Origin of the sequence: Thioalkalivibrio sp. ALM2T (assembly GCF_000381505.1) — a bacterium.
GTDB classification, from domain to species: domain Bacteria; phylum Pseudomonadota; class Gammaproteobacteria; order Ectothiorhodospirales; family Ectothiorhodospiraceae; genus Thioalkalivibrio; species Thioalkalivibrio versutus.
Window position 1 is genome coordinate 62,184 of the sequence record NZ_KB906560.1, and the last position, 25,754, is coordinate 87,937.

The window sequence follows — 25,754 nt, forward strand, 5'->3', positions numbered from 1 at the left end:
TGGAGACGCTCCATGAGGATCCCGGTTTTGCCTTTTTTGCCCCTGTTGCTGATCCCGTTTCTGCTGACCGCGTGCGCCGGACTGGATGTCCGCGACTTCGGCCTCGATGGGGGTGGTGGTGATCGTGCCGAGGAGGCGATCCGTGAGGCCCTGCGGGTGGGCACCGAGCGCACGGTGGAGCGGACCGGCCGCGAGGATGGCTACTGGGGCAACGCGTTGATCCGCATCGGTCTTCCGCCGGAGCTGGAGCAGGCCGGTGATACGCTGCGGCGCGTCGGGTTTGCCAGCCAGGTGGACGATCTGGAGCGGCGGATGAATCGTGCGGCGGAGTCCGCAGCGCAGGAGGCTGTTTCGGTGTTTGTCAGTGCCATCCGCGGGATGCGGCCGGAGGACGTGTATGGGGTGCTGCGCGGGGCCGATGACGCCGCCACGCAGTATCTGCGCGATGCGTCGGAATCCACCCTGCGCGAGCGCTACATGCCGATTGTGCAGGAGCAGATGGAGCGGGCCGACGTCTATCGGGTGTACCAGCCGCTGCGCGACGCGGCGGGCCGCATTCCGGGCCTGTCGGGGCTGGACGTCGATCTGGATCGCTACGTGACCGATCACGCCCTGGATGGCCTGTTTACCATCCTCGCGGACGAGGAGCGTCGCATCCGTGAGGATCCGGCCGCCCGCACGACCCAGCTCCTGCGCGACTATTTCGGTCAGTAGCGCACTGCGTGCAGATGGCCGGTGTGCGGCGTGTCGGTAAGCAGCAGGGATGGGATCTCTTCGGCCCGTAACGGGCGGGCGAAGTAATAGCCCTGGATGCAATCGAATTTCAGTTCGCGGCCGATTGCCAGTTGTTCCTTCGTCTCCACGCCCTCGGCAATGGTCCGCAGGCCCAGCGACTCGGCCAGCAGGACCATGCCGCGCGAGAGGTCGTGGGCGGACGGATCAATGCCGAGTCCGGAGATCAGCTGGCGGTCGATCTTGAGGATGTCGATGGGGAAGCGGTTGAGGTAGGCCAGCGAGGAATAACCCGTGCCGAAGTCGTCGATGGCGAGCTGGATGCCGAGTGATTTGAGCTGCTTCAGGGCATCGGTGGCCGCGTCCATCGCCAGCACCGTTTCGGTCAGTTCGATGTGCAGCAGCTCCGGCGGTAGCCGATGGCGATCCAGCGCGGCCGCGACATGGGCCGCCATTTCGGGGCGGACGATGTCGTGCGCCGAGAGGTTGATTGCCACATACCATGCGGGGCGGCCGTGTTCGGCGGCCAAGGCCTTCCACGCACCTGCCTGGCGGCAGCCCTCGTCCAGGGCCAGATCGCAGATGTCATGGATTAACGTGGAATCCTCCGCTACCTCCAGGAATTCCGCAGGCGAGACTTCGCCACGAATCGGATGCTGCCAGCGTATGAGTGCCTCGGCGCCTACATAGCGCTCATGCTCAAGCGAGTAGATGGGCTGGTAGCGCAGGAAGAACTCGTTGTGCCGGAGCCCGCGCCGGATGTCGAACTCCTGGCGCATCCGCCGCAGTTCTTCGGTCACCGGATGCAGGGCCGGGATCACCAGCCACGCCATCAGCTGACCGATGCCCACAAAGAACCCGGTGCGGGTCAGCCAGCGCTCGGTTTCCTGGGCGATTCCGGCGTGGACGTCCACCGGGGTGAGAGGTCCGGCCAGCACGCCGGCCACCAGGGCCACCGCGAGGGCGGCACCCGCGCCGAAACGCGCGGCGGCAAACAGAATGGGCACGTAGTAGAAATGCGGGACGATGCTGTCCGCGCCGCCGGCGGTGTAGACAATCACCCAGGACAGCGCCAGGCCGCCGATAATCAGCAGGCTGGCAGTGACGAACGACATGCCCACCCAGGCCCGCAAGGTGCTGCGCGCCAGATGGTCGGAGTACCGCGCGCCGCTGCCGGAAGGCAGGTCCGAATGGACTCTGGGCATCACACCCCCCCTTTGGATCACTCCATGACCCGTTGCTGCATGATGGGCCTATGCCGCAGCTGGCCCTCTTGAGGCGCGCCCGACCGTCCCGTCGGTCGACCTCTCAATCGAGTGTAGTGCATGCACCTTGAATCAGGGTGTCAGGACAGCGTGTTGCAGGTGCCTGCGGCTACGAAGAGGAGCTTGTCGAGAATGTTTCAGAACCCGGCGCGGGGTCAGCCCCGCACCGGGGTGGTTCGTTGCTATTCGCAGGCGGAAGCCGGGGCGGGCAGATTGCCACGTACGCAGGTGCTGATCTCGCGCGGGGTCTCGTTGCTGCGTAGACGTACGAAGCGGCCGTCGATCTCGCCTGCGGCGTTGGTCGGGTAGTGGTCGCCCATGTGCATGCCGGCCCCGTGCAGCACCCAGTAGTTCAGCAGGTGATCATCGCCGTGCGGCTGTTCGAGATAGACCAGGGTCGCACCATGCCCCATCTCGGTGACAATCAGGCGACGGACGAGCTCGCCGGCTTCAAAATCGGCATAGCCGAGGCCGTGGCTGGCGACCGAGCCACCACGGCCACCGATGTCCGGCGTGTGATTGGTCTGGATCAACCGGAAGCGCCCGTGAGGCTCGCCGTTTCGCATCTCGCCATCGAAGCGCATGACCATCTTCATGCTGCTATCGACCGCAGAGGCAGCGTACAGTTGGCGGGCCTCTTCGATGCTGGAGACCGCGGCCGGCTCCATGGCCTGGTGGTTCTGGTACCACGTCATCCAGAAGGAGACCGGCCCGTTATCGACGGCGTTCGGGCAGGCACCGTCGGCGTGCAATTCGAAGCGGTCATGGCCCAGGTCCACCGACCCGCGTCCTTTGTTGGTGACCAGGGCGCGGGCAAAGATCACCTCGGAAGGGGTATCCAGGCTGGCCATGGCGCGGTAGCGATCGTCCCAGGTGCATGGGGTGGCGCTCCGGCCCGGTAGTGCCTGGCGGCTGGCCTGACGCGCATCGCGTGATCCCCGTTCGGACCGGTATGCGTCCAGCAGCACGCGGGTTCCGGGTTCCAGCAGGTCCGTTTCCACAGCCTGGATGTTGCGGTCGAACTGGCGGTCGGCGCCCGGGGTGGCGTGGGCCACTGTGGCGGCCAGACTCAGGGAAAGCCCAACGACCAGGGCGTGGGCGGGGATCAGACGGGTTCGCATCTTTCGGTTCTCCGGTGGGTTATTGCCATTGCAGGTCCATGCGTTGCTGCATTCGGTGCCATTCGGCGGTGATGATGTCGCCCGCCATACGATGGGCGGCGCCCATGCGCGGACGGGCTTCGGGGTAAAGGAGCAACAGGGCCTCGCTGGCGCGGGCGAAATCTCCTCGGGTTCGGTAATGGACCATGGTGTGCACGAGAAGACTGTCGAGGTCGTCGAACGAGCGATCGGCCGATTGGCGGTAGCGCACCATGCGTTCCGGCGTCAGTTCGAGCTGCCGATGTGTCTGCGACAGCCCATCGAACAGGGCGAAGAAGCCCATGCCCAGTTCCGCACCCTGACGCAGGGCGTGGTCGCCGAGTTGGCGCTGGAGGGCCTCTCCGGCGCCGAACAGGCCGGCGTCGTGGTCGCGGGCGAGCAGTCCAAAAAGGCTGCCTGCGGCATGGGCCGACGGGTTCCGGGGCTGGGCGAGTTGATGCACTCGCTGCTCCAGGCGCCGATGCCCCGCATCCAGAAGGAGTTCAAGGGCCGGGGCGCTATCCTCGCCGAGCGCCTGTACCACGCCCTGCCGCTGACCGGGTCGCAGCCGCTCAAGGTCCCGTACGACGCTGCCGACATCCCGTGACCCGATACCCAGGCGTTCCAGCTCCTCGCGCAAGGCGCCCTCCGGGTCCTCCAGAACCTGGGTCAGGTGCCGTACCTGATGTCCGGCGCGTTCGCCTACCAGCCCTCGACTGCCCAGCTCGCCGAGGATGGCGGTCAGCTGCTCGAGGCCGCTGGCGGAGGTGCGACCGGGCTCGGTTGCAGCCGCCAGGGCGTTGCCAAAATCCATGGCGGGAATGCCGGAAGAGCGGCTGGCTTGTTCGAGAATGCCCCCGAGCCGATTCGACTGCTGGGCGCCGTAGGCCGTCGCGGCGGTTTGCAGCAGCCGCCCGGCGAGGCCGGCAATGTCGCGGGAGGATTCGCCCACCGCTTCGTCGACCCAGCCGGCCAGTTCGCCGTCGGTGGTGTAGGGCGAGAGGTAGTAGCCCGTATTGTGGGGCAGCGGTTCGGGGGTGGGCGTGGCCAGGGCCTGCGTGGGCACCAGCAGGCCCAGCCCGATCAGGCTGCAGCGGAACAAGGGGCCGATCCTGGCTAACAGGCCGTACATGCGCATCGGCATGGGGCGCTTTCCTCCCGGGCGGGTGGATGCAACCCATTCGGAACCATTCCGGAATGTTCGCCACAAATCGCGACTTATTGCCACCCAGGGTCGAGATTAGATGACGGTGATCACAGGGTCAAAGGGGTGTGTTCAACGGTTGGGTGCCCGAAAAACTACGCCTGCCGATGTACCCTCTCGTTCGCATGGGTGACGCAGGGCGCTAGAGCGTGACGTCGGCTTCCAGGATCAGGAACACGAGGAGGGCAAGGGTGATGGCCCAAAGCAGGAGGTAGCCGGCCATGCTTTGGGCGGCGGCCGCGCGCTGGGCGCGCCCGCGTGGACGTACACCCTGGTAGAGGAATACCAGCTTGGCCGACAGGTTCACGCAGACCACGTTGACCGCGAGCAGCAGCGCCGCCATGTAGGCGGCGGAGAACTCGCCGGAGCCGAGCATGATGCCGACGGTGGCAGCGGGGGGCAGCAGGGCGACCGCGACCATCACGCCCACCAGTACGGTGGGCAGACCGGTGGTCAGCGACAGCACCGCGGCGGCGCCGGAGGCCAGGGCCAGCGCGACCGAATCCAGCCCGACCTCGGTGCGCATCTGCAGCTCGCGGGCCCCGACGTCCACGGACATGACCAGGGCGAGGATCGCGCCGATCAGGATGGCGCCGCCGAGCCCCACCGCATTGGTGCCGAGCGCGCGGCCAATCAGTCGGGTATCGGCCATGGAGGTGCCGAGCGCGAGCGCCAGGTTGGGCCCCAGCAGGGGTGCGATCACCATGGCCCCGATCACGACGGCCACGTTGTTTTCCAGCAGTCCGATCGCCGCGACGATGGTGGAGAGCACGGTCAGGAGCACGAACTGGCCGGTCAGGTCGGCGCCGCCCGCGACGTTGGTGTAGAGCTCCTCGCGCGATACGGCCCGGGCCTTCTTGGCGGCCTGTTCCTGGTCCGCGCCGTCGTCTTTGCGTTCCTGGAACGGGTCGGGCAGGACGGCCTCGACCGGCAGCACCAGGATGCGCGCCGTCTCGGAAGTGCTGAGTACACGGTAGAGGTCATCCATCAGGCGTTGCCGGTATTCGGTGCTGACCAGCATGTGGACCGCCATGCGGTCGCGGTTCTCGTCCACCCCGTGCCAGAGGACGTCGATCGCTAATCCCTCGGCAATGCCGAGCACCGTGTCCAGGTGCCCAGCCGGGCCCACCACCTCGATGATCTTGCTGCTCATGGTTCTCCCCCTGCGGTTTCCCGGATGGTAGCAAGGGCTCTCGTTAGGCGCCGTTAGACGTGATTTGTGGGATCTCGAATCTGGACTGATAATTGGCCCCCCGGGGCGGGACCCCGGCCGTTAGTGCAAACCGAGCTGCGAATGCTGAAAAAGATCAAGGTGGAGGATGTCGCCCCCGGAATGTACATCCAGGAGCTGTGTGGCTCGTGGATGGAGCATCCCTTCTGGCGCACGCGCTTTCTTCTGGACGACCCGAAGGATCTCGAGACACTGCGCAACAGCAGCATCCGCGAGGTGTGGATCAACACCGCCAAGGGGCGCGACCTGGAAGGCGCGAGAGAGGCCGTGATGGAGGCGGAGCGGGAGGCCGACGTTCAGGCCTCGCTGGAGGCGGCGGCCACCGTGGAGCGTCACCAGGAACCGGTCTCCACTGCGGAAGAGCTGGAGCGGGCCGTCACGATCTGCCGGAAATCCCGGCAGGCGATGACCTCGATCTTCGGCGAGGCGCGTATGGGCCGGGCGGTGGATACGGAACTGGCGCGCAAGGTGGTGGAGGAGATCACCGATTCGGTGACTCGGAACTCCCGCGCCCTGGTGAGCCTGACCCGGCTCAAGAACGCCGACGATTACACCTACATGCACTCGGTCGCGGTATGCGCCTTGATGGTTGCGCTGGGGCGTGAACTGGGGCTCGAAGAGGTAGAACTCATGGCTGCCGGCGAGGCCGGTTTGATGCACGACATTGGCAAGGCCGCCATGCCGCTGGAGGTGCTCAACAAGCCGGGCAAGCTGACCGACGAGGAGTTCGCCGTGATGAAGCGCCATCCATCCGAGGGACACCGCATCCTCCAGGCGGCTGACGAGGCCCTGCACCCGATCACCCTGGATGTCTGCCTGCATCACCACGAAAAGATGGATGGCTCCGGGTATCCCGAGGGGCTCACAGACGAGCAGATCAGCCTGTTCGCGAAGATGGGCGCGGTCTGCGACGTCTACGACGCGATCACGTCCAACCGCCCGTACAAGGCTGGATGGGATCCGGGTGAGTCCATTCGGAAGATGGCCGAATGGGCCGACGGGCACTTCGACCCCAAGGTGTTCCAGGCCTTCGTGAAGAGCCTGGGGATCTACCCCGTGGGGTCGCTGGTGCGGATGGCGTCGGGCCGGATTGGCGTGGTCGTCGACCAGTCGGACGGGACACTGCTCAAGCCGGTCGTGAAGATCTTCTATTCCACGAGCTCGGGCTGCCGGATTCCGCCCAAGATCGTGGATCTCTCGGCGCCCCATCACCAGGAAGCGATTGCCGGTCGCGAAGATCCGGCCGCATGGCCGTTCCCGGACCTCGACGAGCTCTGGTCTGGCCTGCCTGTTGGCGCCTGGTAAAGAAGACCCTCCTGCGCCCTTACCGGATGTGTGGCGTCAGAACAGGCCGCAGGCGGGGCCTGTGCGCGCGGAGCGCACCCCGCGTATATCCGGATGAGCCCGCAGTTCTTCCATCATCTCGCTGTACAGTCCATCCGGCACATCCCGTGCGAAGGTGATATCGACCCGACCGCTGTTCCGCATGTTGTAGGCGGTGAAGGCGTCCGCGTCATAGTCGAACAGGATATGGGACAGCGCGTCTTCGGAAGCGCGGGCCTCCGGTGTGGTCGCATGAGTGGTGGCACAGCCGGTCAGGGCCAGAGTCAGGAAGAGGCCAGCGAGCAATACTGGTAGCGAGAGCCGAGTTTTCATGGCGATCCCTGCGCGTTGAAAATGGGCAAGCCGGTGGGTCCGGCCGTTGGCGACTCCAATGCGCGATCAAAACGGGCGAAACGCGCGGGCCTTGCGAACGTCCAGCGGAGTGGCCACCACTTTCCCTTATGTTAAAAACGTCTGAAATGCAAGGGTTAAGTGGCATTGATCTCGCTTCCGATGGTGCGTGTTTCGTTTAAGCGAGTAGCCGCAGGATCGTCTGTGGGGCGAGGTTGGCCTGGGCGAGGACGGCGATACCGGCCTGTTGCAGGATCTGGGCGCGAATCAGGGCGGCCACCTCGGTGGCGTAATCGGTATCCAGGATGCGGCTGCGGGCGGCCGAGAGGTTCTCGCTGCTGATGGCGAGGTTGTCGATGGTCGACTCGAAGCGATTCTGGACCGCACCCAGCCGGCTGCGCCGGGCGCTGATCTGATCCATGGCCTGATCCAGGCGGGCGAAGGCAGCGGTAGCGCCCTGGGACGTGCTCAGGTCGATGGCGGTCAGGTTTCCGCCAATGATGTGACTGGCCGACAGGTTGAGCGTGACGAGTGCGGCGTCGCCGCTGATTGTGATCGTTTCCTGCGCCGTGATCTCCAGGCGCCCGTCCTGGGTCGCAAAGGCCCGGCTCGGGGATGCGAGTACCCGGTTCACGGCGGTTGCCAGTTCCTCAAGCGAGCGATATTCGCCGTCGGGTACCGCGATCTCGTTGGCGTCACCCATCTGGATGCGGAAGTCGCCGTCGACGGTGACGGGGCCCGTTTCGAACAGGCTGGTGAGGTCCTCGGTCCGGGCGGAGGCGACTGCGCCAAGATCCTGGGTGCGCATGCCGCTGCCCAGGTCCACGGCAAGGGTTTGCCCGGCGTTGGCGCCGATCTGGAAAAACGCGGTTGGCGCGCTACCGTCAAGTAGGGAGCGTCCGTTGAATGTGGTCTGCGTGGCGACCCGGTTGGTCTCGGCGAGAAGCTGTCGGGCCTCCTGATTCAGGGCTTGGCGATCGGAGGGCGACAGGGTCCCGTTGGCGGCCTGCAGGGCCAGCTCGCGTATGCGCTGGAGGTTGTCACTCATCGACCCGAGTGCACCTTCGGCGGTGCGCGCCAACCCGATGCCGTCCTGCGCATTGCGCATGGCCTGATTGAGGCCGCGAATCTGGGTGGTGAAGCGTTCGCTGATCGCCAGCCCTGCGGCGTCGTCGCGGGCGGAGTTGATCCGGCGGCCGGAGGCCAGGCGTTGCAATGCCACCTGCAAGGCGCCCTGGGAGAGGCGCAGATTGCGCTGTGCATTCAGCGACAGGAGATTCGTATTGATCACCCGGACCCTCGCAGCCCGCGATCGCGGCCTACCCCGGTGCCATGCCGCCGGGAACTGTAGCCGGAACTCTCCGGGTACAGTTTGTTAACGGCCGATTTGAGCCGAACTTTAGCGCGTGGGTGAGGGCGTTGAATGCTTGCGTGGACGGTCGTTCGGCGGACCCCATAGCGCCTGCAGGCGTTCCTCGCGGCCGCACTGTGCCACATAGTCGGCATAGCGTTCCGGGTGATTCCGGTAGTAGTCCTGGTGAACATCTTCGGCCCGATGGAAGGGCTTCGCGCCGAGGATGCGGGTGGCGACCGGGAGGTCGAACCGTTCCGAGTGGTCGAGTGTGGCGCGTGCGGCTTCGGCAATCGTCCGTTGCTCGGCATCCTGCGCAAAGATGGCGGTGCGGTAGTGAGCGCCGCGATCGCAGAACTGCCCATGGGCATCGGTCGGGTCGATGCTGCGCCAGAAGATGTCCAGGATCTCGGCGTAGTCGATACGTGACGGGTCGTAGACGATGCGTACGGCCTCGACGTGGCCGGTGTTCCCGGTCACGACTTGCCAATAGCCGGGATTGAGGGTGTGGCCTCCGGTATACCCGAGTTCGGTCTCGAGGATTCCGTCGCGTCCGTCAAAGGGCGGTTGCATGGACCAGAAGCAGCCACCGGCCAGGACCGCTTGTGCCCGCTCTTCTGTCTGAGCCGCAGAGGGCAACACCAGCAGGACGAGCGTCGCAAACCAAAATGCACGAATGATGGGCATGGGGTGTATCGAAGGATGCGCTATGGGATGTCGGACCAGGACTCGGATGAAAGGTGCCCATGCGCCCATCCGTTGACGGACAGAAGCAGGTCTTTCGGTGGGAACGGATATTGTTGCGCGGGCGGCACGCCCTTGCACGGTCTGGATTACAACGGCGACGGTGAGCGACGCGCCCAAAGGGCTCGCCTCACGCGCGACTATCGTGGGGGATTGAAGAGACGGACTCCACCACGAGATTGGCGCCTTCGCGGATCTCGCTGACGATGCCCTGGACGGCCTGGACCTGGGCGTCGGCTTGTTCGGCAACCTCGCGGACCGTGCCGATGCGTTCGGCGATTTCGCGCGTACGTTCCAGATTGCCGTTGAGTACCTCGGCGATGCGGGTGGTGGCTTCGCGGGTGTTGGCGGCAAGCTTGCGCACCTCCTGGGCGACCACAGCAAAGCCGCGCCCCTGCTCGCCGGCGCGGGCCGCCTCGATCGCGGCGTTGAGCGACAGCATCCGGGTGGTCTCGGCCACGGTGCGGATGGTCTCGATGATGGACTCGATGTCGCGCGCCTCGGCGTTCAGGCGCTCGACCGCCTCCTGGGCCTCGCGAACTTCAGTACGGATCTGGTCGGTGTGCTGGGCGTTCAGACGCAGCGACTCTTCGCCATTGCGGGCGCTGGCGGCGGTCTTCTGGGCCATGTCGTGGGCGACGGCCGAGGCCTCGCGGGTGCGCTGCGCCGTATGCACGCTGGCGGTGATGTCGGTGGCAAACTTGATGACCTTCTCGACCTGGCCTTGTTGGTCGAGAATCGGATTGTAGGTGGCCTCCAGCCACAGCTCCTGGCCGTTGGCCTTCAGGCGCCGGAACTTCCCGCTCATGAGCTGGCCCTGCGCCAGGCGCTCCCAGAAATCGGGATGATCGCGATAGAAGGTATCGTCGCAGAAGATTCGATGATGCTGGCCGTGTATGTCGTCGAGGTTGTAGCCGACCGCCTGGAGGAAGTTGTCGTTGGCCTTGAGGATCTCGCCTTCCGGGGTGAACTCGATCACCGCCATGGAGCGGTCCAGGGCGGTGAAGACGGCTGCCTGGTCGCGCAGTTGTTCCTGCTTTTCGGTGACGTCGTAGGCGATCTTCGCGATCTTCTCCACCTGGCCCTGGGTGTCGCGCACGGGGAAGTAGGTGGCTTCCAGCCAGATGGTTTCGCCCGTGCGCGTCACTCGGGGGAAGGTTCCGGTATGCGATTCCCCGGCCGCCAGGCGGCGCCAGAAGTCGCGGTACTGCAAAGAGCGTGCGTACTCGGGGCTGCAGAACATCCGGTGGTGCTGGCCGATGACGTCCTCGCGCGGGTGGCCTATGGTCTTCAGGAAGAGCTCGTTGGTATCGAGGACCTGGCCGCGCGGGGTGAACTCGATGTAGGCGACGGCCTCCCGAACTGCGTCGAGCACGGCCGCGTCGGTGGTTCCCGTAGCAGGATGGGCCGTCGGCGAAACGGCGGGGTTGAAGAACATGGCGAGCTCCTTGTGACCGGGTACGGTAGAGGCCGTTGAAAACAATGTACAGGTAATGTACAAGAAAAGTACAGATGTTTTCTGCTAGGAGCGATATATGGTTGATTGGGCAAGAATCGGGGTACCAGCCGCCGCCCTCTGGTTGGGAGTTGCGGTCCTGCTGGCCGGATGTGGGGGCACCTTCCCGCAGCCCGGTCCGGATCCGGAATTCGACGACGGACTGAGTGCGGAGGCCCTGTTTCAGCGAACGCTTGCGGCCCACGGCGGGGACCTGCGCGAATACCCGGGTGATCTGAATCAGGCGACCGATGGCGAGTGGGGGCGCGTGATCCAGCGCCTCCAGCCGCTGGTAGCCGACGGCGAATACCGTGGCCAGGGCGAGGAGCGTTATCGCCCCGCCGATGATCTGTATGCGGTCCACTACACCGGTCCCGAGGGCACCAAGAGCGTCTTTCGCGACGGTGACGAATTCCGCTTGTATTACGATGGCGAGCGCAGTTCGGACCGCGACCGGATTCGCGCCAGCGCGATGACCACGGACGCCGGCGAGCTGTTCCACTACGGTCCGAGCTTCGTCAAACACCGGGCGACCGACATGGAGCGGCTGGCGGACCAGCGCGAGGGCGGTGTGAACTACCGCCGGGTACTGGCCACCATTGAGCCCGGGTTCGGCGAGGCGGATGAAGACCGGGTGGTGATGTGGATCCACCCCGAAACCGACCTGCTTTATCGCGTGCATGTCACCCTGAACGGCTTTGGCCCCACCCAGGGTGCCCACGTGGATACGACCTTCCTGGAGTACGCGGAGATCGAGGGGTACACCCTGCCTACGCGCTTCGAGGAACGGGTGCGCGGGCCGCTGCGGCTGTTCGTGCACGAGTGGTGGGTGACTGGTCGGGACAGCGGACGCGACTGGGCGCCTGCGGATGTCCGTGGGCCCGGTTTCTCGGGGGCTGCGGCGCCCCCCGCGGCGGATACTGCCGCACCGTAAGGGATGTGTTCGGGGGTGCCGTCATCGGCTCGCCATGAACGACGTGAGCCGACCCAGGGTCGATCTGCCGACTCCAAATGCCCCCGCAGTTCCGGATGCGCCGGCGGTAGCCGATTGCTTGTGGGGTTGCTGTGCGGTCGGGCCCTACTGGCTGGAGCTCGCGGAAGCGCTCGAATACGCCCCCGATGGGGTGTCGGACAAGCCACCTTCCTGAAGGCGTTGGACCACGGCCAGTGCCGTGCGGCGGCTGTAGTCGTGGATCTTCCAGTGATCCGGCATCCAGCCGACCAGGAAGCGGTAGAAGTCGGCCTGGGCAATGGGGAACAGCGCACGCCACTCGTGCTCGATGGCATCGGCTTCCGTGCCCTTGCCCCGTTCGTTCAGGGCCTCGCGCAATGCCGCGAAATAGGCATCCAGCAGGTCGGCCTCCCCGTTCTCCTGTTCCCGTTCGTCCAGGCAGCTCCCGAGGAAATAGGCCACATCGCGCATGCCGCAGCCGCCCCCGACATACTGGAAATCCACGGCTGCGACGGCGTCGCCCTCTGGCGCAAAGCAGAAGTTGGCGACCTTGGCATCGCCGTGGACCAAGCTGCGATAGCGGGCGCCGGTCAGGGCGTTGTTGAGGGTCGCTGCCGTCTCGCGAATCGCGGGGTCCTCGATGGCGGCCCACTCGTCCGGGCGGGTGGCCAGATGCCAGTAGCTGCCCTCGGGCCACAGGCCGGTGGGCTCCCGCCCCATGAAACGCGCGTGGAAGCGGGCGAGCCAGCGCAGGCAGAGCCGCGCCTCGGCGCGGGTCAGGTGGTCCTTGCGCTGCGGGAAACCGGCAGCGTCGAGGTCCTCCAGCACGATCAGGTGCTCGCCGCCGATGGTCGCGGTATCCAGACAGCGGGGCACACGGGTGCTGGCGTCGCATTGGTTGGCCCAGTCGCGGTACCAGGCCATCTCCACCTGATAGGAGCGGACCTTGCGCTGATGCGAGCGGTTGTTGCTCCAGCCGCGCGGATGGTCCAGTTCGTCGGGGAACACGATGTGCTTGAGGATGACTGTGGGGGAGTCGCCGCCTTCAAGAAGGTAGCGCACGATCTCTCCGTAGCCGCTCCAGAGGGTCTGGATGACCGGGCCGCGCACCGCCGTGCGGGCACTGGTGGCCTGCAGGACGAAACGGGTCGCTGCGTCGGTCATCCGCGGTCGGGCAGGGCGCGACAGCTCCAGAACACGCCCAGCATCTCGAGCATGGCGGCGTCGTCGCGGGTCCAGAACACGATGTCGTCGGTGGGATTGGCGTAGCGCCCGCCGTAGGCCGTCTCGGTGGCTTGTAGTCGGGCGCGGGCCCCGTTGAAGGCCAGCACGGCCTGCTCGCCCTCGAAGGTGGCGGTGAGTTCGGGGCCGTAGGCGCAGATGTAGGCCACCTCGCGCGGGGCATCATCGCCCCGCGGCAGCGCGCTGCAGCCGGCGATCAGCATGATTCCTGCCAGAACGATTGCTAGGCGCACGCGATGGTCTCCGGTTAGTGATGGTCCATCGTAGGGAAACACGGATCGATGTGCATGCTCGCTGCGTCGTCGCTTGGGCGCGCGAACATGGCGCGGGGAACCGCTCAGGCGCTGCGGCCAGGCTGCGTGGCGGCGGACGAAGCGGGCTCGGCGAGCATCTGTTGGCAGTCGGCGGCTGGCTGCGGGCGGGCAAACAGGAAGCCCTGCAGGGTCTGGCAACCGGCCTCCTGCAGGAAGGCTTGCTGGGCCTCGGTCTCCACGCCCTCGGCGACGGATTCGAGGCCCAGGTTATCCGCGAGGCTGAGGATGGTGCGCACGATGGCGCCCGCGCTCGACTCGGTCTCCAGGTCCGCGACGAAGCAGCGATCGATCTTCAGCACATCCAGCGGAAAACGGCGCAGATAGGCCAGCGATGAATACCCGGTGCCGAAGTCGTCCAAGGCTACGCGCACCCCGCGCTCGCGAAACTGGCCCAAGGTGCGGATGACCTGGTCGGTATCGGCCATCAGCATGCTCTCGGTGACCTCCAGCTCCAGGGCGTCCGCACTCAGGTGGGTGTGTTCCAATACCCGGTCGATGCTGTGCGCTATCTGGCGATCCCGAAACTGGGGGGCGGCCAGATTGACGGACACGCGGACCGGTGGCAGCCCGGCCTGATGCCATTCCCGACACTGACGGCAGGCCTCGGTCAGTATCCACTGGCCCAGTTCGACGATCAGTCCGGTCTCTTCGAGGATCGGGATGAAGGCGCCCGGCGAATGCACGGTGCCGGCTCCATCCTCCCAGCGCAGCAGGGCCTCGACGCCGACGATACGGCCATCGCCGGCCGCCATCCGCGGCTGGTAGTGGAGAAAGAAACCTTCCTGGTGATCGACCGCGCGCCGCAGTTGGCCCTCCAGCGAGACGCGTGTGCGCACGTCGTTGTTGAGCTCGCCGGAACAGAACTGGATGGCATTGCCCTCGGTGCGTTTGGCCTGATGCATCGCGGATTCGGCGCGGCGCATCAGGTCGGGCGCATCCTGGGTGTCGTGGGGATACACGGCGACCCCGACGGAACCGGGCACATAGAGCTCGTGCTCGCCAGCCTTGATGATCTGGCGCAGTGGCTCCAGCAGGCGGGTGACCGCGCCGGCGACCGAGCCGGGAGACTCCACCGGGAGCAGGGCGCCGAACTCGTCGCCGCCCAGGCGTGCCAGTACGCCACCGACCGGCAGACGGTTTTCCAGACGCCGGGCCACATGTTGCAGGACCTCGTCGCCGGTGGCCTGGCCCATGCCTTCGTTGACGCTCTTGAAGCGATCCAGGCCGATGTGGGCCAGCACCAGTGGACGCCCCAGGCGCTCGGCATCGGTGACGGCCTGGTCGGCGCGTTCGGCAAAGCGGGTGCGGTTGGGCAGGCCGGTGAGGGCGTCGTGGTAGGTGATGAAATGGAGGTGGCGTTCCGCTTCGCGCCGTTCGGTGATGTCGTGCACCACGCCGGCCATGCGTTGGGGTCGGCCCTGGGTATCGAAGTCCACGCTCCCGCGCTGGTAGACGATGCGGACGGAGCCATCGGGGCGGACGATGCGGTGCTCGATGTCGTATTCCGATCCTTCGGGGGTGAGGGCGTCGTCGACCGCGCGCTGCACGCGCTCGCGATCGTCCGGGTGCACCGCCTGCATGAACGCCTCGTGGGTAGCACCCCATTGGTCGTATTCGAGGCCGAAGATGCGGAACACCTCGCTGGACCAGCGGATGCCCCCGGCGTCGAAGTCCGAGATCCAGTTGCCCAGATGGGCGATCTGTTGCGCCTCCTGCAGTTCCGCCTCGCGCTGTTCCAGCGCCTCGCGCGCCGCGCGACGCTCGGTGATGTCCTGGAACGAGACCACGGCGCCGGTAACACGGTTGCGGGCATCGAACAGCGGGGCGGCGTTGATCAGTACCGGGAACCCGTGTCCCGCGCGGCTCCAGAAATACTCCTCGCAGGCCTGCAACGGCTCGCCGGTGCGCAAGACCCGGTAGACCGGGCATTCCGTGGCGGGGAAGGCCTGGCCGTCGGGTCGGCTGTGGTGCGACAGTTCGTGCGAATTGTGGCTCAGGGCCTCGTCTTCGCTGGCGAACCCGAGCAGTTCGCAGGCCGCGGGGTTGAGGAAGGTGTAGTTGCCATCGGCGTCGATGCCGAAGACGCCCTCGGCCAGGCTCCCCAGCAGGTTCTCGCGCAGGAGTTCGCCCTGCTTGCGGTCCGTGACGTCGATTCCGAGGGTCTGAAAATGGGTGATCTCGGCGGCCTCGTTGAAGAAGGCGCGGCTGGTCCAGCGGATCCAGCGGTCGGCCCCGTCGCCGCGGCGCACCGGGTTCTCGATGGTGCGCACGGGCGCGTCGGGGGTATAGCGCAGCAGGTCGGCGCGGTTCTCGGGCTGCCGCTCTTCGGGGAGGTCATGGATCCAGCGGTGCCCGAGCAGGCTGCCGGCGGGCGCCGCGAAGTACTCGTGGGCCGCCCGGTTGGCATAGAAGATGGTGGTGTCGGGTCGATAACAGATGATGATGAAGGGGTGGTTTTCCACCAGGTCCTCGTACTGGACCTTCACCCCGGACGAATCGCTCATGCATTTCCCCTGTCGGACGCGTCCCGCTGGCTCCTCCCATACGAACGCGTTGTCCCGAGTTTGTCAGGGGAATTCTGAAGGCGCAAACCGTATTCAGGAGGCAGATTTCAGGGGCGGTCAAGCGGCGTCAACGCGGCGCGGTTCAGTGGGGCGCGGGTGCGGGCGGAGATGTCAGCGCCGGCGTTCGCCGGAATCGAGTTCATCCAGCGGGTCGTGGGCGTCCTCGCGCTGGCGGACGCGTTGTTCGTGTGTCCGGGGGTCGGTAAGGGAGGGATCCGCCTGCACGTTTCGCACGACCAGGAAGGTCCATACCGTCGCAAACACCCACAGGAACAGACCGATTGCCAGCGGGAAGCCGCCGTAGCCGGAGATGCCGGCCAGGCCGGTCAGCAGGGCATAGGCGATCGACACGAGGGCGGCCGCCCAGGCAATGGCAATTGGCGCGGCGCAGCTGTGGGCGGCGGCGCCGTAGCGGTACGCCGCCACCGGAGGCAACACGATGCCGAGAAAACGGTAGAGCGCAGGTTCCCGCGCGGGTTGATGCAGGCTGGTCATGTCGATCCCTCCCTCCGGGGTGCCGCTTTCCCCGGAGTCTGGTCCGAATCCGGGATGTTTTCCACGTGGCCCGGCGACCGCTGCGCGAGGACTGGACGTGGATCACGGCCCTGGCGCTCGGCCCGGCCGCGGATGGACTGCGTTCCGGCCCCGCGCGGGGCGTGGTCCGGTTGCTATCCGTTCAGATCACCGGCGTTGGGGTTGGTTCAGGCCCTGGGTTTGGCGGTGTCGGCCGTGGCAATGGCGACCCGGTCGCGCCCGCCGCGCTTGGCCTGGTACAGGGCGCGGTCCGCGGCCTCGACCACCTGCGTGGCGTGGCGGGTCTCGTTGGGGGTGAGGCAGCCGACCCCGGCGCTGGCGGTCAGTGTGGGGGCCACGCGGGAACTCGCGTGCGGGATCGCCTCCTCGCGGATGCGCTGCAGGCAGCGCTCGGCCAGCGCGTGGGCCGCGTCGATATCGGTGCCCGGCAGGATCAGTACGAACTCCTCCCCGCCCCGGCGTGCCAGCAGGTCCTGTTCGCGGCCGACGACGCCGGCGAGGCAGGTGGCAATTCGCTGCAGACAGCCGTCGCCGGCCGGGTGTCCGTAGCGGTCGTTGTATTCCTTGAAGTGGTCGATATCGAGCATGACGGCGGAGAGCGGGCGCTGGTCGCGCCGGGCGTGGGCCCACTCGCGTTCGAGTACGAGGTCGAACTGCCGACGGTTGGTGATGCCGGTGAGCGTGTCGCGGTAGGACAGGGCCTCCAGTTCGGACTTCAGGCGCAGCAGTTCTTCTTCCTGTTGCTTGCGCGCGCTGATGTCGAACATGAAACCGACTTGGGCAACACTGACCACTGTTCACGCTCGCGTTGGAACCCCAGGTTTTCCGAGACAAGGCGCGTCGTGCAGCGGGTAGTGGTTCTACCCGCAAGCGGCGCAACGCAGGATCGGGGAACCTGGGGTGCCAACCCCGCAAACCATTCAATGCAGGGGCTCGGCCGCCCGTTGTTATCAAAAACGGGCGCGCGCACGGCGTTGCGGTTCCCTTGTGCAGAATGACTGCACGGCAGTCACCGCGCCTTGTTCGCACGCAAAAGCGACTCGAGCGCGAGCGTGAACAGTGGTCAGTGTTGCCCTGGCGCCTCAACCTCGCCGTTTTTGCGCATTACGTGGACGACATCGCGGATCCAGATGTAGTGCCCGTCCCGCGTCAGCGCACGATAGTCGGCCTCGTGGTCGACCCCGGACTGCGACTGGGTCACGCAGAAGTTGACGACCGAGTCGCGGTCGTCGGGGTGCATGCGTTCCACCCAGTCGTCGATGCTGACCCAGCTCTCCGGCGTCCAGCCCAGCAACGCCTCGATCTGCGGGCCGATATAGGTGAAGCGCATGGTCGCCCAGTCGATCCTCCACGGGATGGCGCGGGTGGATTCCAGCAGCGTGCGATAGACGGTGCTGTCCGGTTCCATCTCGGGGTGCGTGGTGGGCGATTCGATGCCCGGTCCCGGGGCCGTCCCTGCGTTCTCCGCCTCGTCGGCTGCGGTCGCGTTCATGGCGAATCGAGTCCTTCTTTGGGGCGCACAGGCGGTATTGCGTGGTGGTTGGATTGATCAGCTGGCGGCGAGGGGCTGGATCCGCAGCTCGATCTGCGGGGAGAACGCCTCGCTGCCGAGGTTCCCGGCCGGGGTGGTGGTGCCGAAGACGCGCAGGACCAGGCGTTCGGGGGCGACCCCGGCGTTCTCCAGGCGGCGGCCCGCGGCCATCGCATCTGCCTCCGTGCCCTCCGATGAGGTGTCGGACGCGTCCATGCCGTGTCCATGCGCGATGACGGTCACCAGGCTGGCACCAAACTCGTCGAGCAGCCGGCCGATGGTATCCAGTGCGCGGGCCTGGTCCGCACCTTCCGGCAGGGTCACGCGGATACCCGAATCCTGATGATCGATCGCGCTGGGCTGTCCGGACAACTCCTGGCGCAGGCGGGCCCCCAGGACGTCCATGTAGTAGCCCAGGCGGCCGGGGTCCAGGGTTTCGTGACCCTGTTCCCTCAGCAAGACGCGTCGTTCGCTTTCGGCACTGGACGAGCGGGCGATGTGCAGGCCCAGTGACGGTTCGGTGGGTTCCGTCGAGCGGGTTTCCGTCTCCGTCTCGGTATCCGTATCTGCGGCCGTATCCGTATCCGTATCCGTATCCGTTTCGGGCTGGCTATCGGTGCCTGCGGGTGGCGCCGTATCGGTTTCCGGCGCCGCGGGTTCGGAGGCGGGGCGGTCGCCGGTGGGAGTCGGTGCATCCTGCTCCACCGGCAACAGGGCGCAGCCCGAGGCCATTGCGGACAGTAACAGGGGGAGCGCCAGGATGCGGCCCGAGCGACGGGTGTTCGAAGATTGGAACATGGTCTCCTCAGTGTTGGCTGCACCAGTCGAGGAAGGCCTCGGCGGACAGGGGACGGCTGAAGTGGTAGCCCTGTCCGCCTTCCACGCCCTGCGCGCGCAACCATTCGACCTGGTGGGCCGATTCGATGCCCTCGGCGACGATCTGCAGATTGAGCGAGCGGGCCATCTCGATGATGTGGCCGATGACATGGCTGGTCACCGCTTCGTGGGCGATGGCATCGGCAAAGGACTTGTCGATTTTTAGTGTATCGAGTTCGAAACGTTCCAGGTAGGAAAGGCTTGAATATCCTGTGCCAAAGTCGTCGATGGCGATGCGGTGGCCGCGCCGACGCAGTTCCCGCAGGCGGGCGCGTATGGCGTCTTCGTTGAGCAGGGAGCGTTCGGTCAGCTCCAGCTTGATTGCGGAGGGTGCGACACCTGCCTCGCGCAGGGCCTTGCGCAGCGCATCCCCGAAGCGGTCCGACGCCAGGTCGTGGCCGGTAATGTTGAGGTTGATGGCCTGCTCGGGATGCGCCCGCAGGTTGTCGCCCAGATCGCGGAGGATCGCGCGCAGGATCGCCAGGGTCAGATCGGTGGCCTGCCCGGTGTCCTCCGCGAGCGGCACAAAGACATCCGGGCGGATGGTCTCGTCGCCCTCGCGATGCCAGCGGGCCAGGGCCTCGGCACCCCGGCAACGGCCGTCCGCGAGGTCGACGATGGGCTGGTACTCGACACTCAGGCGCTCGTTGGCAATGGCCTCGCGCAGCTCGCTGGCCAGGCTCAGGTGGCGGCGCAGGTAATGCAGGACCAGGAGTAGCCAGAGGGTCACCAAGAGCAGCCCGAAGATGCCCGCCACGATCAGGGTGGAAAGGTAGCGATCCCAGAAGGCCGCCAGCGGCTGCGCGGCAATGATGTCGACCGGGAAGAGCGTGTCCAGCGAGAAGCGGCTGACGATGCGCCCCTGGGCGCGGTCGACGCTCAGGCCAATGGGGGTGATGTCGGGTGATGGCAGGTCGGCGTCAGCGGGATAGCGGCTCATGGGAAGGCCTTCGACCCACAGGCCGACCCGTTGCTTGTCCAGCAGGCCCGGACTGATCAACAGGCGTGGGTCGATCGCGACATCATGCTGGCCGAAGCGCATCAGAAACAGCTCCACACCGCCCACGGCGGTGTCCGCGCTCGGCCACCAGGCGACCACGCCGGTGTTGTAGATGCGGCTGGCGCGCGGTGGCGTGAGGGCCTCGCCCTGGACAAACCCCGCACCGCACTGGCGTTCGGCCGCGCGCCAGTACCCGATGGCACGCACATGAGGCCGTGCGATGGCCGCGTCCTGAAGGCGTTCCAGGTGCTCCGGGGAGCAGGGTTCCTGGTCCAGTTGGTTGAGGCTGTCCAGCAGTTCGCGGGCGTCCACCAGCGCGGCTTCGGTCTGTTCGCCCAGACGCTGGGAGAGTTCGGCCAGGCGCTTCTCCTCGGCGACCACGGATTCCTGCCACAGGAACCAGCCCAGGGCGGCGAGCGGCAGCAGGATGCCGAGCAGGGTCGCGGCGGAGACCGAGAGCAGGACCTTGTCGCGTCGGGTGATCATATTCACCAGGGGCTGGAATCGAACGGATCGAGCGTAGCACGGGGCGGACCTCAGGCCGGTACCCGTAATGTCACGGAGATTCGGCACCGTCTATGGTCAGAATGAGGAGTCCGCGTCGGGAGGTGTGGCCATGAACCAGGATCGGGAAGAGGGCGGAGATGGGGGCGCGACGACGTCGCACGAAACATCCGGAACGCGAATGCCGCAGGCCGTGCGCAGCCGGATCAGCATGCATGACGGTGTCACCGTCTGGTGCGACTGCTGTTCCTGCGAGGCTGAGCCGTACTGGGCGGAGGTGGCGGAGGAGCTGGGAATTGATCCGGATCCGGGCGTGGCACGTGGAGGGCGCGCCCGCGGGTCAGTCGCAGCTCCCGACTGAGTCACGGGCGCAGATGCGGCCGTCGGTCCAGATGCTGCGGCTTAGGTAAGCAGCGTCCAGCTGGGCACCGGAGAGGTCGGCATCGGTCAGGTTGGCGTGGGCGAGATTGGCATTCTCGAGGTTGGCGTCGACCAGGCGAGCCTGGATCAGGTCCGCGCCGGTCAGGTTGGTTCCAGCCAGATTCGCGCCCTCTAGTCCGGCCAGGGCGAGGTCCGCGAAACGCAGATCCGCGTCGGTCAGCCGTGCACCATGCAGGCGCGCCCCGGCCAGGCGGGTGCTGTGAAGTGACGCGCCCGTCAGGTCGGCATTGCGCAGGTCGGCGCCGGCCTTGTCACAGTAGTTCCAGTTGACCCCGGGCCCCGCGGCCTGTTCGCAGTTGGGCCCGGAGTCACGCTCGAAGGCAATCCCGAAGGCGAGCAGCAGGCCGACGGCGAGGGTGACTGCAAGGCCACCCGCGATCCAGGGCCGTGGACCGCGGACCCACTCACTCCAGGGTGGCGCCGGCCGTTCCAGGATCTCGGCCCATTGTTGGCGATGGGCGATCGTCGCGGGCGATTCGGGACAACGGCGGTCCCCCTTGCGGCGCTCGCGGATCTCGGCGGGCGGGTTGTCGTCGCGCCGTTCCCGCCGGCGTTCGTCCTCGCGCAGGCGGGCCTGCTCCAGGCGTTCGCGGCCCTCCGGGGTGTGGGCGTTCTGCAACTCTTCGGGGATCAGGTGAGGGCGTTGGTCGATACGCCACCAGGTCTCGCGGTCGCGGCTGACCTGGTCATCCGGGCGCAGCCGGCCCAGGATCAGGAAGCGCCCGATCGAGCGCTGAGGGTAGGGCCCGCATACCTGATCATCGCGTCGGGTAAACCACAGTTCATGGCGTCCGTCGCCGGTTCCCGGGGGCGGATCTATTGCGTCTGGCCGGGGATCGGGGTTATCGCTGGTCACGGTTCTTGCTGGCTTCCCTTGGCACCGCGTCCGTTACGGTGGATGCCGCGAGTATAGGGCATGGAACCGGGCTTCTGGGCACGGGTTACCGGCTGGGGGCCGGGGGCTGGATGCCCCAGGTATCGAGCTGGTCGCGGAGTTCCCCGGCGGCGGGCTCCGCCTTCTCCAGGATCTCGTCGATCCGGTTGAAGTGCAGCAACCGGATGCCTCCGGTATCCGGTACCAGGTAGAGATCCGGCGGGTCGAGGCGGGTCATGTGGCGGATGATGGAGCCCTGCATGATGCTGAAGCTCTTGAACAGCAGGTCGGTGATGCCGATGTCCTCGGTGGCGTTCGGCGAGCCATTGCCGGATACGTCCACGGCGATCACGTAATCGTATTCGCCCTGCAGCAAATCATAGGGCAGTGGATTGGAGGCCCCGCCGTCGATCAGGATCTGGCAGTCGTCGCGCCGGACCGGTTCGAACAGGCCGGGCACTGCCATGCTTGCCTCGATCGCCAGGAACAGGTCGCCCTGGTCGATCACCACGCTCTCGCCGGTGCGAAAGTCGGTGGCGACCACGGCGAAGGGGATGCGCAGGTCGTCGAAGTCGCGCGCCTCGGTGTGCTCGGCGAGGAAACGCAGGAACTCGCCCGAATCGAACAGGGCATTGCGGCCCAGGCGCAGGGGGACAAGGTCCAGCAGCTTGATCTCGGAGCGCGCCAGCCCGGTCAGGGCATCGAGCTCGGATCCGGAAAAGTCGTCGAACAGATCGAAGATCTCGTCGGCATCGAGCCCCGCGGCGTACAGCCCGCCGATCACGGCGCCGATGCTGGTGCCGGTGATGCGGTCGGGCAGGACCCCCCGGTCGTCGAATACCTGCAGCATGGCGATATGCGCCAGCCCTCCGGCCCCGCCCGAGCCCAGCGCCAGGCCAATGGTGGGGGCGGGCGGTTCAGCGGTGTCTGCAGCCAGTGCGACCGGGGCGGTGGCCAGGAACAGGGCGAGAAAAAGGAACGACAGCCGTCTCATGGGGCGATGCGCTTCCGGGGCGTGTGGGTGTCATGCTGCTACCCTGAGCCCGAATGCACTGACGGGCAAGCAGAGGGGCGCGCATGCGGGTCAGAACAGGGAGTGGCGAGAGGGTCCCGCGCGGCTTCAAGTGGGGCTATCTCGCCTTCGTGCTGGTGCTGGTTCCGGTGTATGCCGTGGTGCACGGCTGGTTCAATTTCCTCTGGTTTTCCAACGTGGCGTTACTGGGCGGGCTGTTGGCGGCCTGGCTGGAGAGTCGCCGGATCGCGAGCATGATGCTGGTGGCCGTCGTGCTTCTGGAGCTGGGCTGGGTGCTGGATTTCCTGCTGAGCATGGCGGTCTGGGGCTGGGCCCCGCTGGGGGTTGTGCACTACATGTTCAACCCCGAGATCCCGCTGTTTGTGCGCCTGCTGTCGCTTTACCACCTGCCGCTTCCGTTCGTGCTGATCTGGATGGTCTGGCGTCTCGGGTATGACCCCCGTGCCTGGCGTTACATGGTGGTGCTGGGCTGGGTCATCCTGTTGCTGACCTTCGCGCTCGCGGATGTCGACAACAACGTGAACTGGGTGCTGGGTCCGGGTGGGCAGGTGCAGGAGTGGATGCACCCTGTTGCATGGCTGGCGGTGGTCATGGCGGTATGTTCCGGGGTGTGGTGGCTCACGCATCTGCTGTCTGCCTGGCTGTTGCCGCAGCGCAGCATCGCGCGCTGCGGGCGGGCTTGGTAGGCTGACGGGCTTCCCCGAGCGAGGAAACGGGAGCGGAAATGATCGAGACTACGCCGGTAGAGCGGGTCGGGCTTGTCGAACCGGACACGTTCCTGCGGCAGTACAAGGCGGTCGCGCAACCGGTGATCCTGGAGGAGCTGACCCGGGAGTGGCCGGCACGGGAGCGCTGGACACCCGACTATTTTCGCGAGGTCGCCGGGGATGCCGTGGTGCCGCTGTACGACAGCCGGCCCGCGCGCGACAACGAGCATCAGCACGCCGCGTCCCTGCACATGCCGCTGGCGGAGTATCTGGACCTTCTGGAAGGGGGCGAGCGCGATCTGCGCCTGTTCTTCTTCAACCTGTTTGCCGCCCGGCCGACGCTGGCGCGCGACTTCGAGTTTCCCGACATCGGTTTGCGACTGTTCCGCAAGCTGCCCGTGCTGTTCATGGGCGGCAAGGACGCGCGCGTGCAGATGCACTTCGACATCGACCGCCCGGATATCCTGTTGTGCCACTTTGGCGGGCCGAAACGCGTACTGCTGGTCGCTCCCGAGTACACGCCGTACATGTATCACGTGCCTTTCTCGTTCAGTGCGCTGGCCTCGGTGGACTTCGAGGATCCCGACTACCAGCGCCATCCGGCGCTGCGGCATGTGCGGGGCCACCTGGCCGAATTGCACCACGGGGACGTGCTCTATATCCCGCCGGGGTTCTGGCACTACGTGCTGTATGACGACATCGGCTTTTCCATGGCACTGCGGGCGTTTCCGCGTGACCTGCCGAATGTCGCGCGGATGCTGAGCAACCTGCTGGTGACGCGGACCATCGAGGGCACCATGCGCAAGCTGGTCGGGCAAGCTTGGAACGACCGCAACGAACGCCGCGCGGTGGAACGCACCGCACATTTTCTCGCCCGGCATCCAGGGAAACACTGATTAATGTACGCGCTCGCGCTCGAGTCGCTTTTGCGTGCGAACAAGGCGCGGTGACTGCCGTGCAGCCATTCTGCACAAGGGAGCCGCAACGCCGTTCCCACGCCCGTTTTTGATCAACAACGGGCGGCCGAGCCCCTGCTTTTAATGGCTTGTGGGGTTGGCACCCCAGGTTCCCCGATCCTGCGTTGCGGCCCTTGCCGGTAGAACCACTACCGGCTGCGCACCGCGCCTGGTCTCGGAAAACCTGGGGTGCCAACGCGGGCGTGTACATTGATCAGTGTTTCCCCAGCGGCCTGATGGATCCATGCACGCGCTCGCGGAGTAAGATCAGGGTGCTGGCCTTTTCTTCTTCTGCCTGGAACGAGGTGCTGCCGTGAGTGAAGCCCTGCACGTGGTCTGTCCGCATTGTGACGCGGTGAATCGAATCCCTGCGACACGGCTGGGTGCCGGCCCGAAGTGTGGCCAGTGTCATCGGTCGTTGTTCGGCCAGGAGCCGCTGGAACTGACCGCCACGAACTTCCTCCGCCACCTCGAGCGCAACGATATCCCGCTGTTGGTGGACTTCTGGGCGCCGTGGTGCGGCCCCTGCAAGATGATGGCCCCGCAGTTCCGCCTGGCCGCGGCGGACCTCGAGCCGACCGTGCGGCTGGCGAAGGTGAATACCGAGGCGGAGCCGGAGCTGGGCCGGCGGTTTGCGATCCGCAGTATCCCGACCCTGGCGCTGTTGCGCGGCGGACGCGAAGTGGCGCGCCAGGCGGGCGCGATGGGGGCGGCGGATATCGTGCGCTGGACCCAGAGCCAGGTTTAGCCGGGCAAAGGTGGCTTCGTCGCGGTCGTCAGCATCGTCGGGTGCCGACGGTGATCAATCAGCGGCTGCCCAGTTCGCGCCAGGCCTCGTGGCCGCAGCTCATGCAGTGGTATTGCGCCTCGAAATGCCCCGGCTGGTTCGCACGTTCCCGGATCGTACCGTCCTGGAAGGTGAAGCTGCGCAGGGTGCAGCGCGGGCATTTTTCGACCGGGTCGCGGGGGGCACGTGGCTCGCTGGCCGCAGGCGTGTGGGTACCATCGGTCCTGTCGGCGGTGTCCTCGATTGCCTGGTTGAGCTCCCGGGTCAACTCGGCCGTGACCCGGTGGGCGGCCTCTGTGGTGTCCTCGCGGGCCATGGCCTCCAGCTCGGCCAGACGGTCACGGATGTGCTTTAGACGGGCTTCGAGTTCGGTCACGGGCGCCTCCAGGGTGGTATGCCCAGCATAGTCGGTTCGCGTTCGACGGGGCTGGTGGGCCATGCGGTTAATAAGGTAACGCTCAGCCGTCGCACAAGTGTTGTGGGCAAGGCGCGCAAGCGCAGGACTGGCCTTCGCCCATTCAAGCGAGCGGAACGCAGCCCACGGCGCTTGTGCGACGGCCCTTCGGGAGTCACTGTGCTGGCGCGACTCGGCGTTGCGTTTCTT

At 66.3% G+C, this 25,754-nt stretch carries 24 protein-coding genes and 2 pseudogenes; 7 read left to right on the forward strand and 19 right to left on the reverse strand.

Annotation, left to right across the window (positions count from 1 at the left end; all coding sequences use genetic code 11):
• Positions 1-12: 12 nt before the first annotated feature.
• Positions 13-714: a DUF4197 domain-containing protein gene (locus F816_RS0107170; RefSeq protein WP_026333184.1), complete on the forward strand. Its 702-nt coding sequence runs from the start codon at positions 13-15 to the stop codon at positions 712-714.
• On the opposite strand, the gene F816_RS0107175 is transcribed toward F816_RS0107170, so the two are convergent.
• The 4 genes from F816_RS0107175 to F816_RS0107190 all read right to left on the reverse strand — a co-directional run bounded on the left by F816_RS0107175 (position 708) and on the right by F816_RS0107190 (position 5,493).
• Complete coding sequence (locus F816_RS0107175; protein WP_019594162.1) at positions 708-1,937, reverse strand: bifunctional diguanylate cyclase/phosphodiesterase; 1,230 nt, start codon at positions 1,935-1,937, stop codon at positions 708-710. The genes F816_RS0107170 and F816_RS0107175 overlap by 7 nt on opposite strands.
• Positions 1,938-2,179: 242 nt before the next feature.
• Positions 2,180-3,118 carry a hypothetical protein gene (locus tag F816_RS0107180; RefSeq protein WP_019594163.1) on the reverse strand — a complete coding sequence of 313 codons (939 nt, stop codon included), beginning with the start codon at positions 3,116-3,118 and terminating at the stop codon, positions 2,180-2,182.
• A 19-nt stretch (positions 3,119-3,137) separates the two neighbouring features.
• Positions 3,138-4,280 carry a hypothetical protein gene (locus F816_RS0107185; protein WP_019594164.1) on the reverse strand — a complete coding sequence of 381 codons (1,143 nt, stop codon included), beginning with the start codon at positions 4,278-4,280 and terminating at the stop codon, positions 3,138-3,140.
• A gap of 202 nt (positions 4,281-4,482) precedes the next feature.
• Complete coding sequence (locus F816_RS0107190; protein ID WP_019594165.1) at positions 4,483-5,493, reverse strand: TIGR00341 family protein; 1,011 nt, start codon at positions 5,491-5,493, stop codon at positions 4,483-4,485.
• A 141-nt stretch (positions 5,494-5,634) separates the two neighbouring features.
• Between F816_RS0107190 and F816_RS0107195 the strand changes: the two genes are divergently transcribed.
• On the forward strand, positions 5,635-6,876 hold the full coding sequence (locus tag F816_RS0107195) for an HD-GYP domain-containing protein (protein ID WP_019594166.1): 1,242 nt from the start codon (positions 5,635-5,637) through the stop codon (positions 6,874-6,876).
• 36 nt (positions 6,877-6,912) lie between these two features.
• Here F816_RS0107195 and F816_RS0107200 read toward each other — a convergent pair whose 3' ends face one another.
• From F816_RS0107200 to F816_RS0107215, 4 genes are all read right to left on the reverse strand, one after another.
• The gene (locus tag F816_RS0107200; protein ID WP_026333185.1) at positions 6,913-7,227 is read right to left on the reverse strand and encodes a hypothetical protein; all 315 of its coding nucleotides are present in this window, start codon (positions 7,225-7,227) and stop codon (positions 6,913-6,915) included.
• 196 nt (positions 7,228-7,423) lie between these two features.
• Positions 7,424-8,536: a flagellin gene (locus F816_RS0107205; protein WP_019594168.1), complete on the reverse strand. Its 1,113-nt coding sequence runs from the start codon at positions 8,534-8,536 to the stop codon at positions 7,424-7,426.
• Between the two features lie 108 nt (positions 8,537-8,644).
• Positions 8,645-9,283 (reverse strand): peptide-methionine (S)-S-oxide reductase MsrA, encoded by a 639-nt coding sequence (msrA, locus tag F816_RS0107210; RefSeq protein ID WP_019594169.1) that lies wholly within the window; start codon positions 9,281-9,283, stop codon positions 8,645-8,647.
• A gap of 187 nt (positions 9,284-9,470) precedes the next feature.
• Positions 9,471-10,778 carry a PAS domain S-box protein gene (locus F816_RS0107215; protein WP_019594170.1) on the reverse strand — a complete coding sequence of 436 codons (1,308 nt, stop codon included), beginning with the start codon at positions 10,776-10,778 and terminating at the stop codon, positions 9,471-9,473.
• A gap of 97 nt (positions 10,779-10,875) precedes the next feature.
• On the opposite strand from F816_RS0107215, the gene F816_RS0107220 reads away from it, so the two are divergent.
• Complete coding sequence (locus F816_RS0107220; protein WP_026333186.1) at positions 10,876-11,769, forward strand: hypothetical protein; 894 nt, start codon at positions 10,876-10,878, stop codon at positions 11,767-11,769.
• 144 nt (positions 11,770-11,913) lie between these two features.
• On the opposite strand, the gene F816_RS0107225 is transcribed toward F816_RS0107220, so the two are convergent.
• The 8 genes and pseudogenes from F816_RS0107225 to F816_RS0107255 all read right to left on the reverse strand — a co-directional run bounded on the left by F816_RS0107225 (position 11,914) and on the right by F816_RS0107255 (position 20,334).
• Positions 11,914-12,951 carry a phosphotransferase gene (locus tag F816_RS0107225; protein WP_019594172.1) on the reverse strand — a complete coding sequence of 346 codons (1,038 nt, stop codon included), beginning with the start codon at positions 12,949-12,951 and terminating at the stop codon, positions 11,914-11,916.
• Positions 12,948-13,232, reverse strand: a complete 285-nt coding sequence (locus F816_RS0107230; RefSeq protein WP_018144242.1) for an MliC family protein — start codon at positions 13,230-13,232, stop codon at positions 12,948-12,950. The genes F816_RS0107225 and F816_RS0107230 overlap by 4 nt, the downstream gene beginning before the upstream one ends.
• 134 nt (positions 13,233-13,366) lie before the next feature.
• Positions 13,367-15,847, reverse strand: a complete 2,481-nt coding sequence (locus tag F816_RS0107235; protein WP_019594173.1) for an EAL domain-containing protein — start codon at positions 15,845-15,847, stop codon at positions 13,367-13,369.
• Between the two features lie 171 nt (positions 15,848-16,018).
• Complete coding sequence (locus tag F816_RS0107240; RefSeq protein ID WP_019594174.1) at positions 16,019-16,402, reverse strand: hypothetical protein; 384 nt, start codon at positions 16,400-16,402, stop codon at positions 16,019-16,021.
• A gap of 206 nt (positions 16,403-16,608) precedes the next feature.
• Positions 16,609-17,223: pseudogene (locus F816_RS14070) on the reverse strand (diguanylate cyclase); the annotation flags it as partial.
• A gap of 295 nt (positions 17,224-17,518) precedes the next feature.
• Positions 17,519-17,933, reverse strand: a pseudogene (locus tag F816_RS14075) (PAS domain-containing protein); the annotation flags it as partial.
• Positions 17,934-17,990: 57 nt separating this feature from the next.
• Entirely contained in the window at positions 17,991-18,770 is a 780-nt protein-coding gene (locus F816_RS0107250) for a hypothetical protein (protein ID WP_019594177.1), read from the reverse strand.
• Positions 18,771-18,777: 7 nt separating this feature from the next.
• Positions 18,778-20,334: an EAL domain-containing protein gene (locus F816_RS0107255; protein WP_019594178.1), complete on the reverse strand. Its 1,557-nt coding sequence runs from the start codon at positions 20,332-20,334 to the stop codon at positions 18,778-18,780.
• Positions 20,335-20,533: 199 nt separating this feature from the next.
• Between F816_RS0107255 and F816_RS14510 the strand changes: the two genes are divergently transcribed.
• On the forward strand, positions 20,534-20,713 hold the full coding sequence (locus F816_RS14510; protein WP_081622680.1) for a hypothetical protein: 180 nt from the start codon (positions 20,534-20,536) through the stop codon (positions 20,711-20,713).
• Here F816_RS14510 and F816_RS0107260 read toward each other — a convergent pair.
• Entirely contained in the window at positions 20,693-21,649 is a 957-nt protein-coding gene (locus tag F816_RS0107260) for a pentapeptide repeat-containing protein (protein ID WP_019594179.1), read from the reverse strand. The two genes, F816_RS14510 and F816_RS0107260, sit on opposite strands and share 21 nt — an antisense overlap.
• An 85-nt stretch (positions 21,650-21,734) precedes the next feature.
• Entirely contained in the window at positions 21,735-22,661 is a 927-nt protein-coding gene (locus tag F816_RS0107265) for a patatin-like phospholipase family protein (protein WP_019594180.1), read from the reverse strand.
• Positions 22,662-22,810: 149 nt separating this feature from the next.
• Here F816_RS0107265 and F816_RS0107270 point away from each other — a divergent pair, with 149 nt between their 5' ends.
• The 3 genes from F816_RS0107270 (at position 22,811) to trxC (ending at position 25,111) form a co-directional block, all read left to right on the forward strand.
• On the forward strand, positions 22,811-23,386 hold the full coding sequence (locus tag F816_RS0107270) for a hypothetical protein (protein WP_026333187.1): 576 nt from the start codon (positions 22,811-22,813) through the stop codon (positions 23,384-23,386).
• A gap of 38 nt (positions 23,387-23,424) precedes the next feature.
• On the forward strand, positions 23,425-24,303 hold the full coding sequence (locus F816_RS0107275; RefSeq protein ID WP_019594182.1) for a cupin-like domain-containing protein: 879 nt from the start codon (positions 23,425-23,427) through the stop codon (positions 24,301-24,303).
• Between the two features lie 373 nt (positions 24,304-24,676).
• Positions 24,677-25,111 (forward strand): thioredoxin TrxC, encoded by a 435-nt coding sequence (gene trxC, locus F816_RS0107280; RefSeq protein WP_026333188.1) that lies wholly within the window; start codon positions 24,677-24,679, stop codon positions 25,109-25,111.
• A gap of 58 nt (positions 25,112-25,169) precedes the next feature.
• On the opposite strand, the gene F816_RS0107285 is transcribed toward trxC, so the two are convergent.
• Entirely contained in the window at positions 25,170-25,526 is a 357-nt protein-coding gene (locus F816_RS0107285) for a hypothetical protein (protein ID WP_019594184.1), read from the reverse strand.
• Between the last annotated feature and the right edge of the window lie 228 nt (positions 25,527-25,754).

Coding starts and splice junctions, on each gene's coding strand:
- F816_RS0107170 (WP_026333184.1), top strand. CDS start 13: ATGAGGATCCCGGTTTTGCCTTTTTTGCCCCTGTTGCTGATCCCGTTT.
- F816_RS0107175 (WP_019594162.1), bottom strand. CDS start 1,937: ATGCCCAGAGTCCATTCGGACCTGCCTTCCGGCAGCGGCGCGCGGTAC.
- F816_RS0107180 (WP_019594163.1), bottom strand. CDS start 3,118: ATGCGAACCCGTCTGATCCCCGCCCACGCCCTGGTCGTTGGGCTTTCC.
- F816_RS0107185 (WP_019594164.1), bottom strand. CDS start 4,280: ATGCCGATGCGCATGTACGGCCTGTTAGCCAGGATCGGCCCCTTGTTC.
- F816_RS0107190 (WP_019594165.1), bottom strand. CDS start 5,493: ATGAGCAGCAAGATCATCGAGGTGGTGGGCCCGGCTGGGCACCTGGAC.
- F816_RS0107195 (WP_019594166.1), top strand. CDS start 5,635: ATGCTGAAAAAGATCAAGGTGGAGGATGTCGCCCCCGGAATGTACATC.
- F816_RS0107200 (WP_026333185.1), bottom strand. CDS start 7,227: ATGAAAACTCGGCTCTCGCTACCAGTATTGCTCGCTGGCCTCTTCCTG.
- msrA (WP_019594169.1), bottom strand. CDS start 9,283: ATGCCCATCATTCGTGCATTTTGGTTTGCGACGCTCGTCCTGCTGGTG.
- F816_RS0107215 (WP_019594170.1), bottom strand. CDS start 10,778: ATGTTCTTCAACCCCGCCGTTTCGCCGACGGCCCATCCTGCTACGGGA.
- F816_RS0107220 (WP_026333186.1), top strand. CDS start 10,876: ATGGTTGATTGGGCAAGAATCGGGGTACCAGCCGCCGCCCTCTGGTTG.
- F816_RS0107225 (WP_019594172.1), bottom strand. CDS start 12,951: ATGACCGACGCAGCGACCCGTTTCGTCCTGCAGGCCACCAGTGCCCGC.
- F816_RS0107230 (WP_018144242.1), bottom strand. CDS start 13,232: ATGCTGATCGCCGGCTGCAGCGCGCTGCCGCGGGGCGATGATGCCCCG.
- F816_RS0107235 (WP_019594173.1), bottom strand. CDS start 15,847: ATGAGCGATTCGTCCGGGGTGAAGGTCCAGTACGAGGACCTGGTGGAA.
- F816_RS0107240 (WP_019594174.1), bottom strand. CDS start 16,402: ATGACCAGCCTGCATCAACCCGCGCGGGAACCTGCGCTCTACCGTTTT.
- F816_RS0107250 (WP_019594177.1), bottom strand. CDS start 18,770: ATGTTCCAATCTTCGAACACCCGTCGCTCGGGCCGCATCCTGGCGCTC.
- F816_RS0107255 (WP_019594178.1), bottom strand. CDS start 20,334: ATGATCACCCGACGCGACAAGGTCCTGCTCTCGGTCTCCGCCGCGACC.
- F816_RS14510 (WP_081622680.1), top strand. CDS start 20,534: ATGCCGCAGGCCGTGCGCAGCCGGATCAGCATGCATGACGGTGTCACC.
- F816_RS0107265 (WP_019594180.1), bottom strand. CDS start 22,661: ATGAGACGGCTGTCGTTCCTTTTTCTCGCCCTGTTCCTGGCCACCGCC.
- F816_RS0107275 (WP_019594182.1), top strand. CDS start 23,425: ATGATCGAGACTACGCCGGTAGAGCGGGTCGGGCTTGTCGAACCGGAC.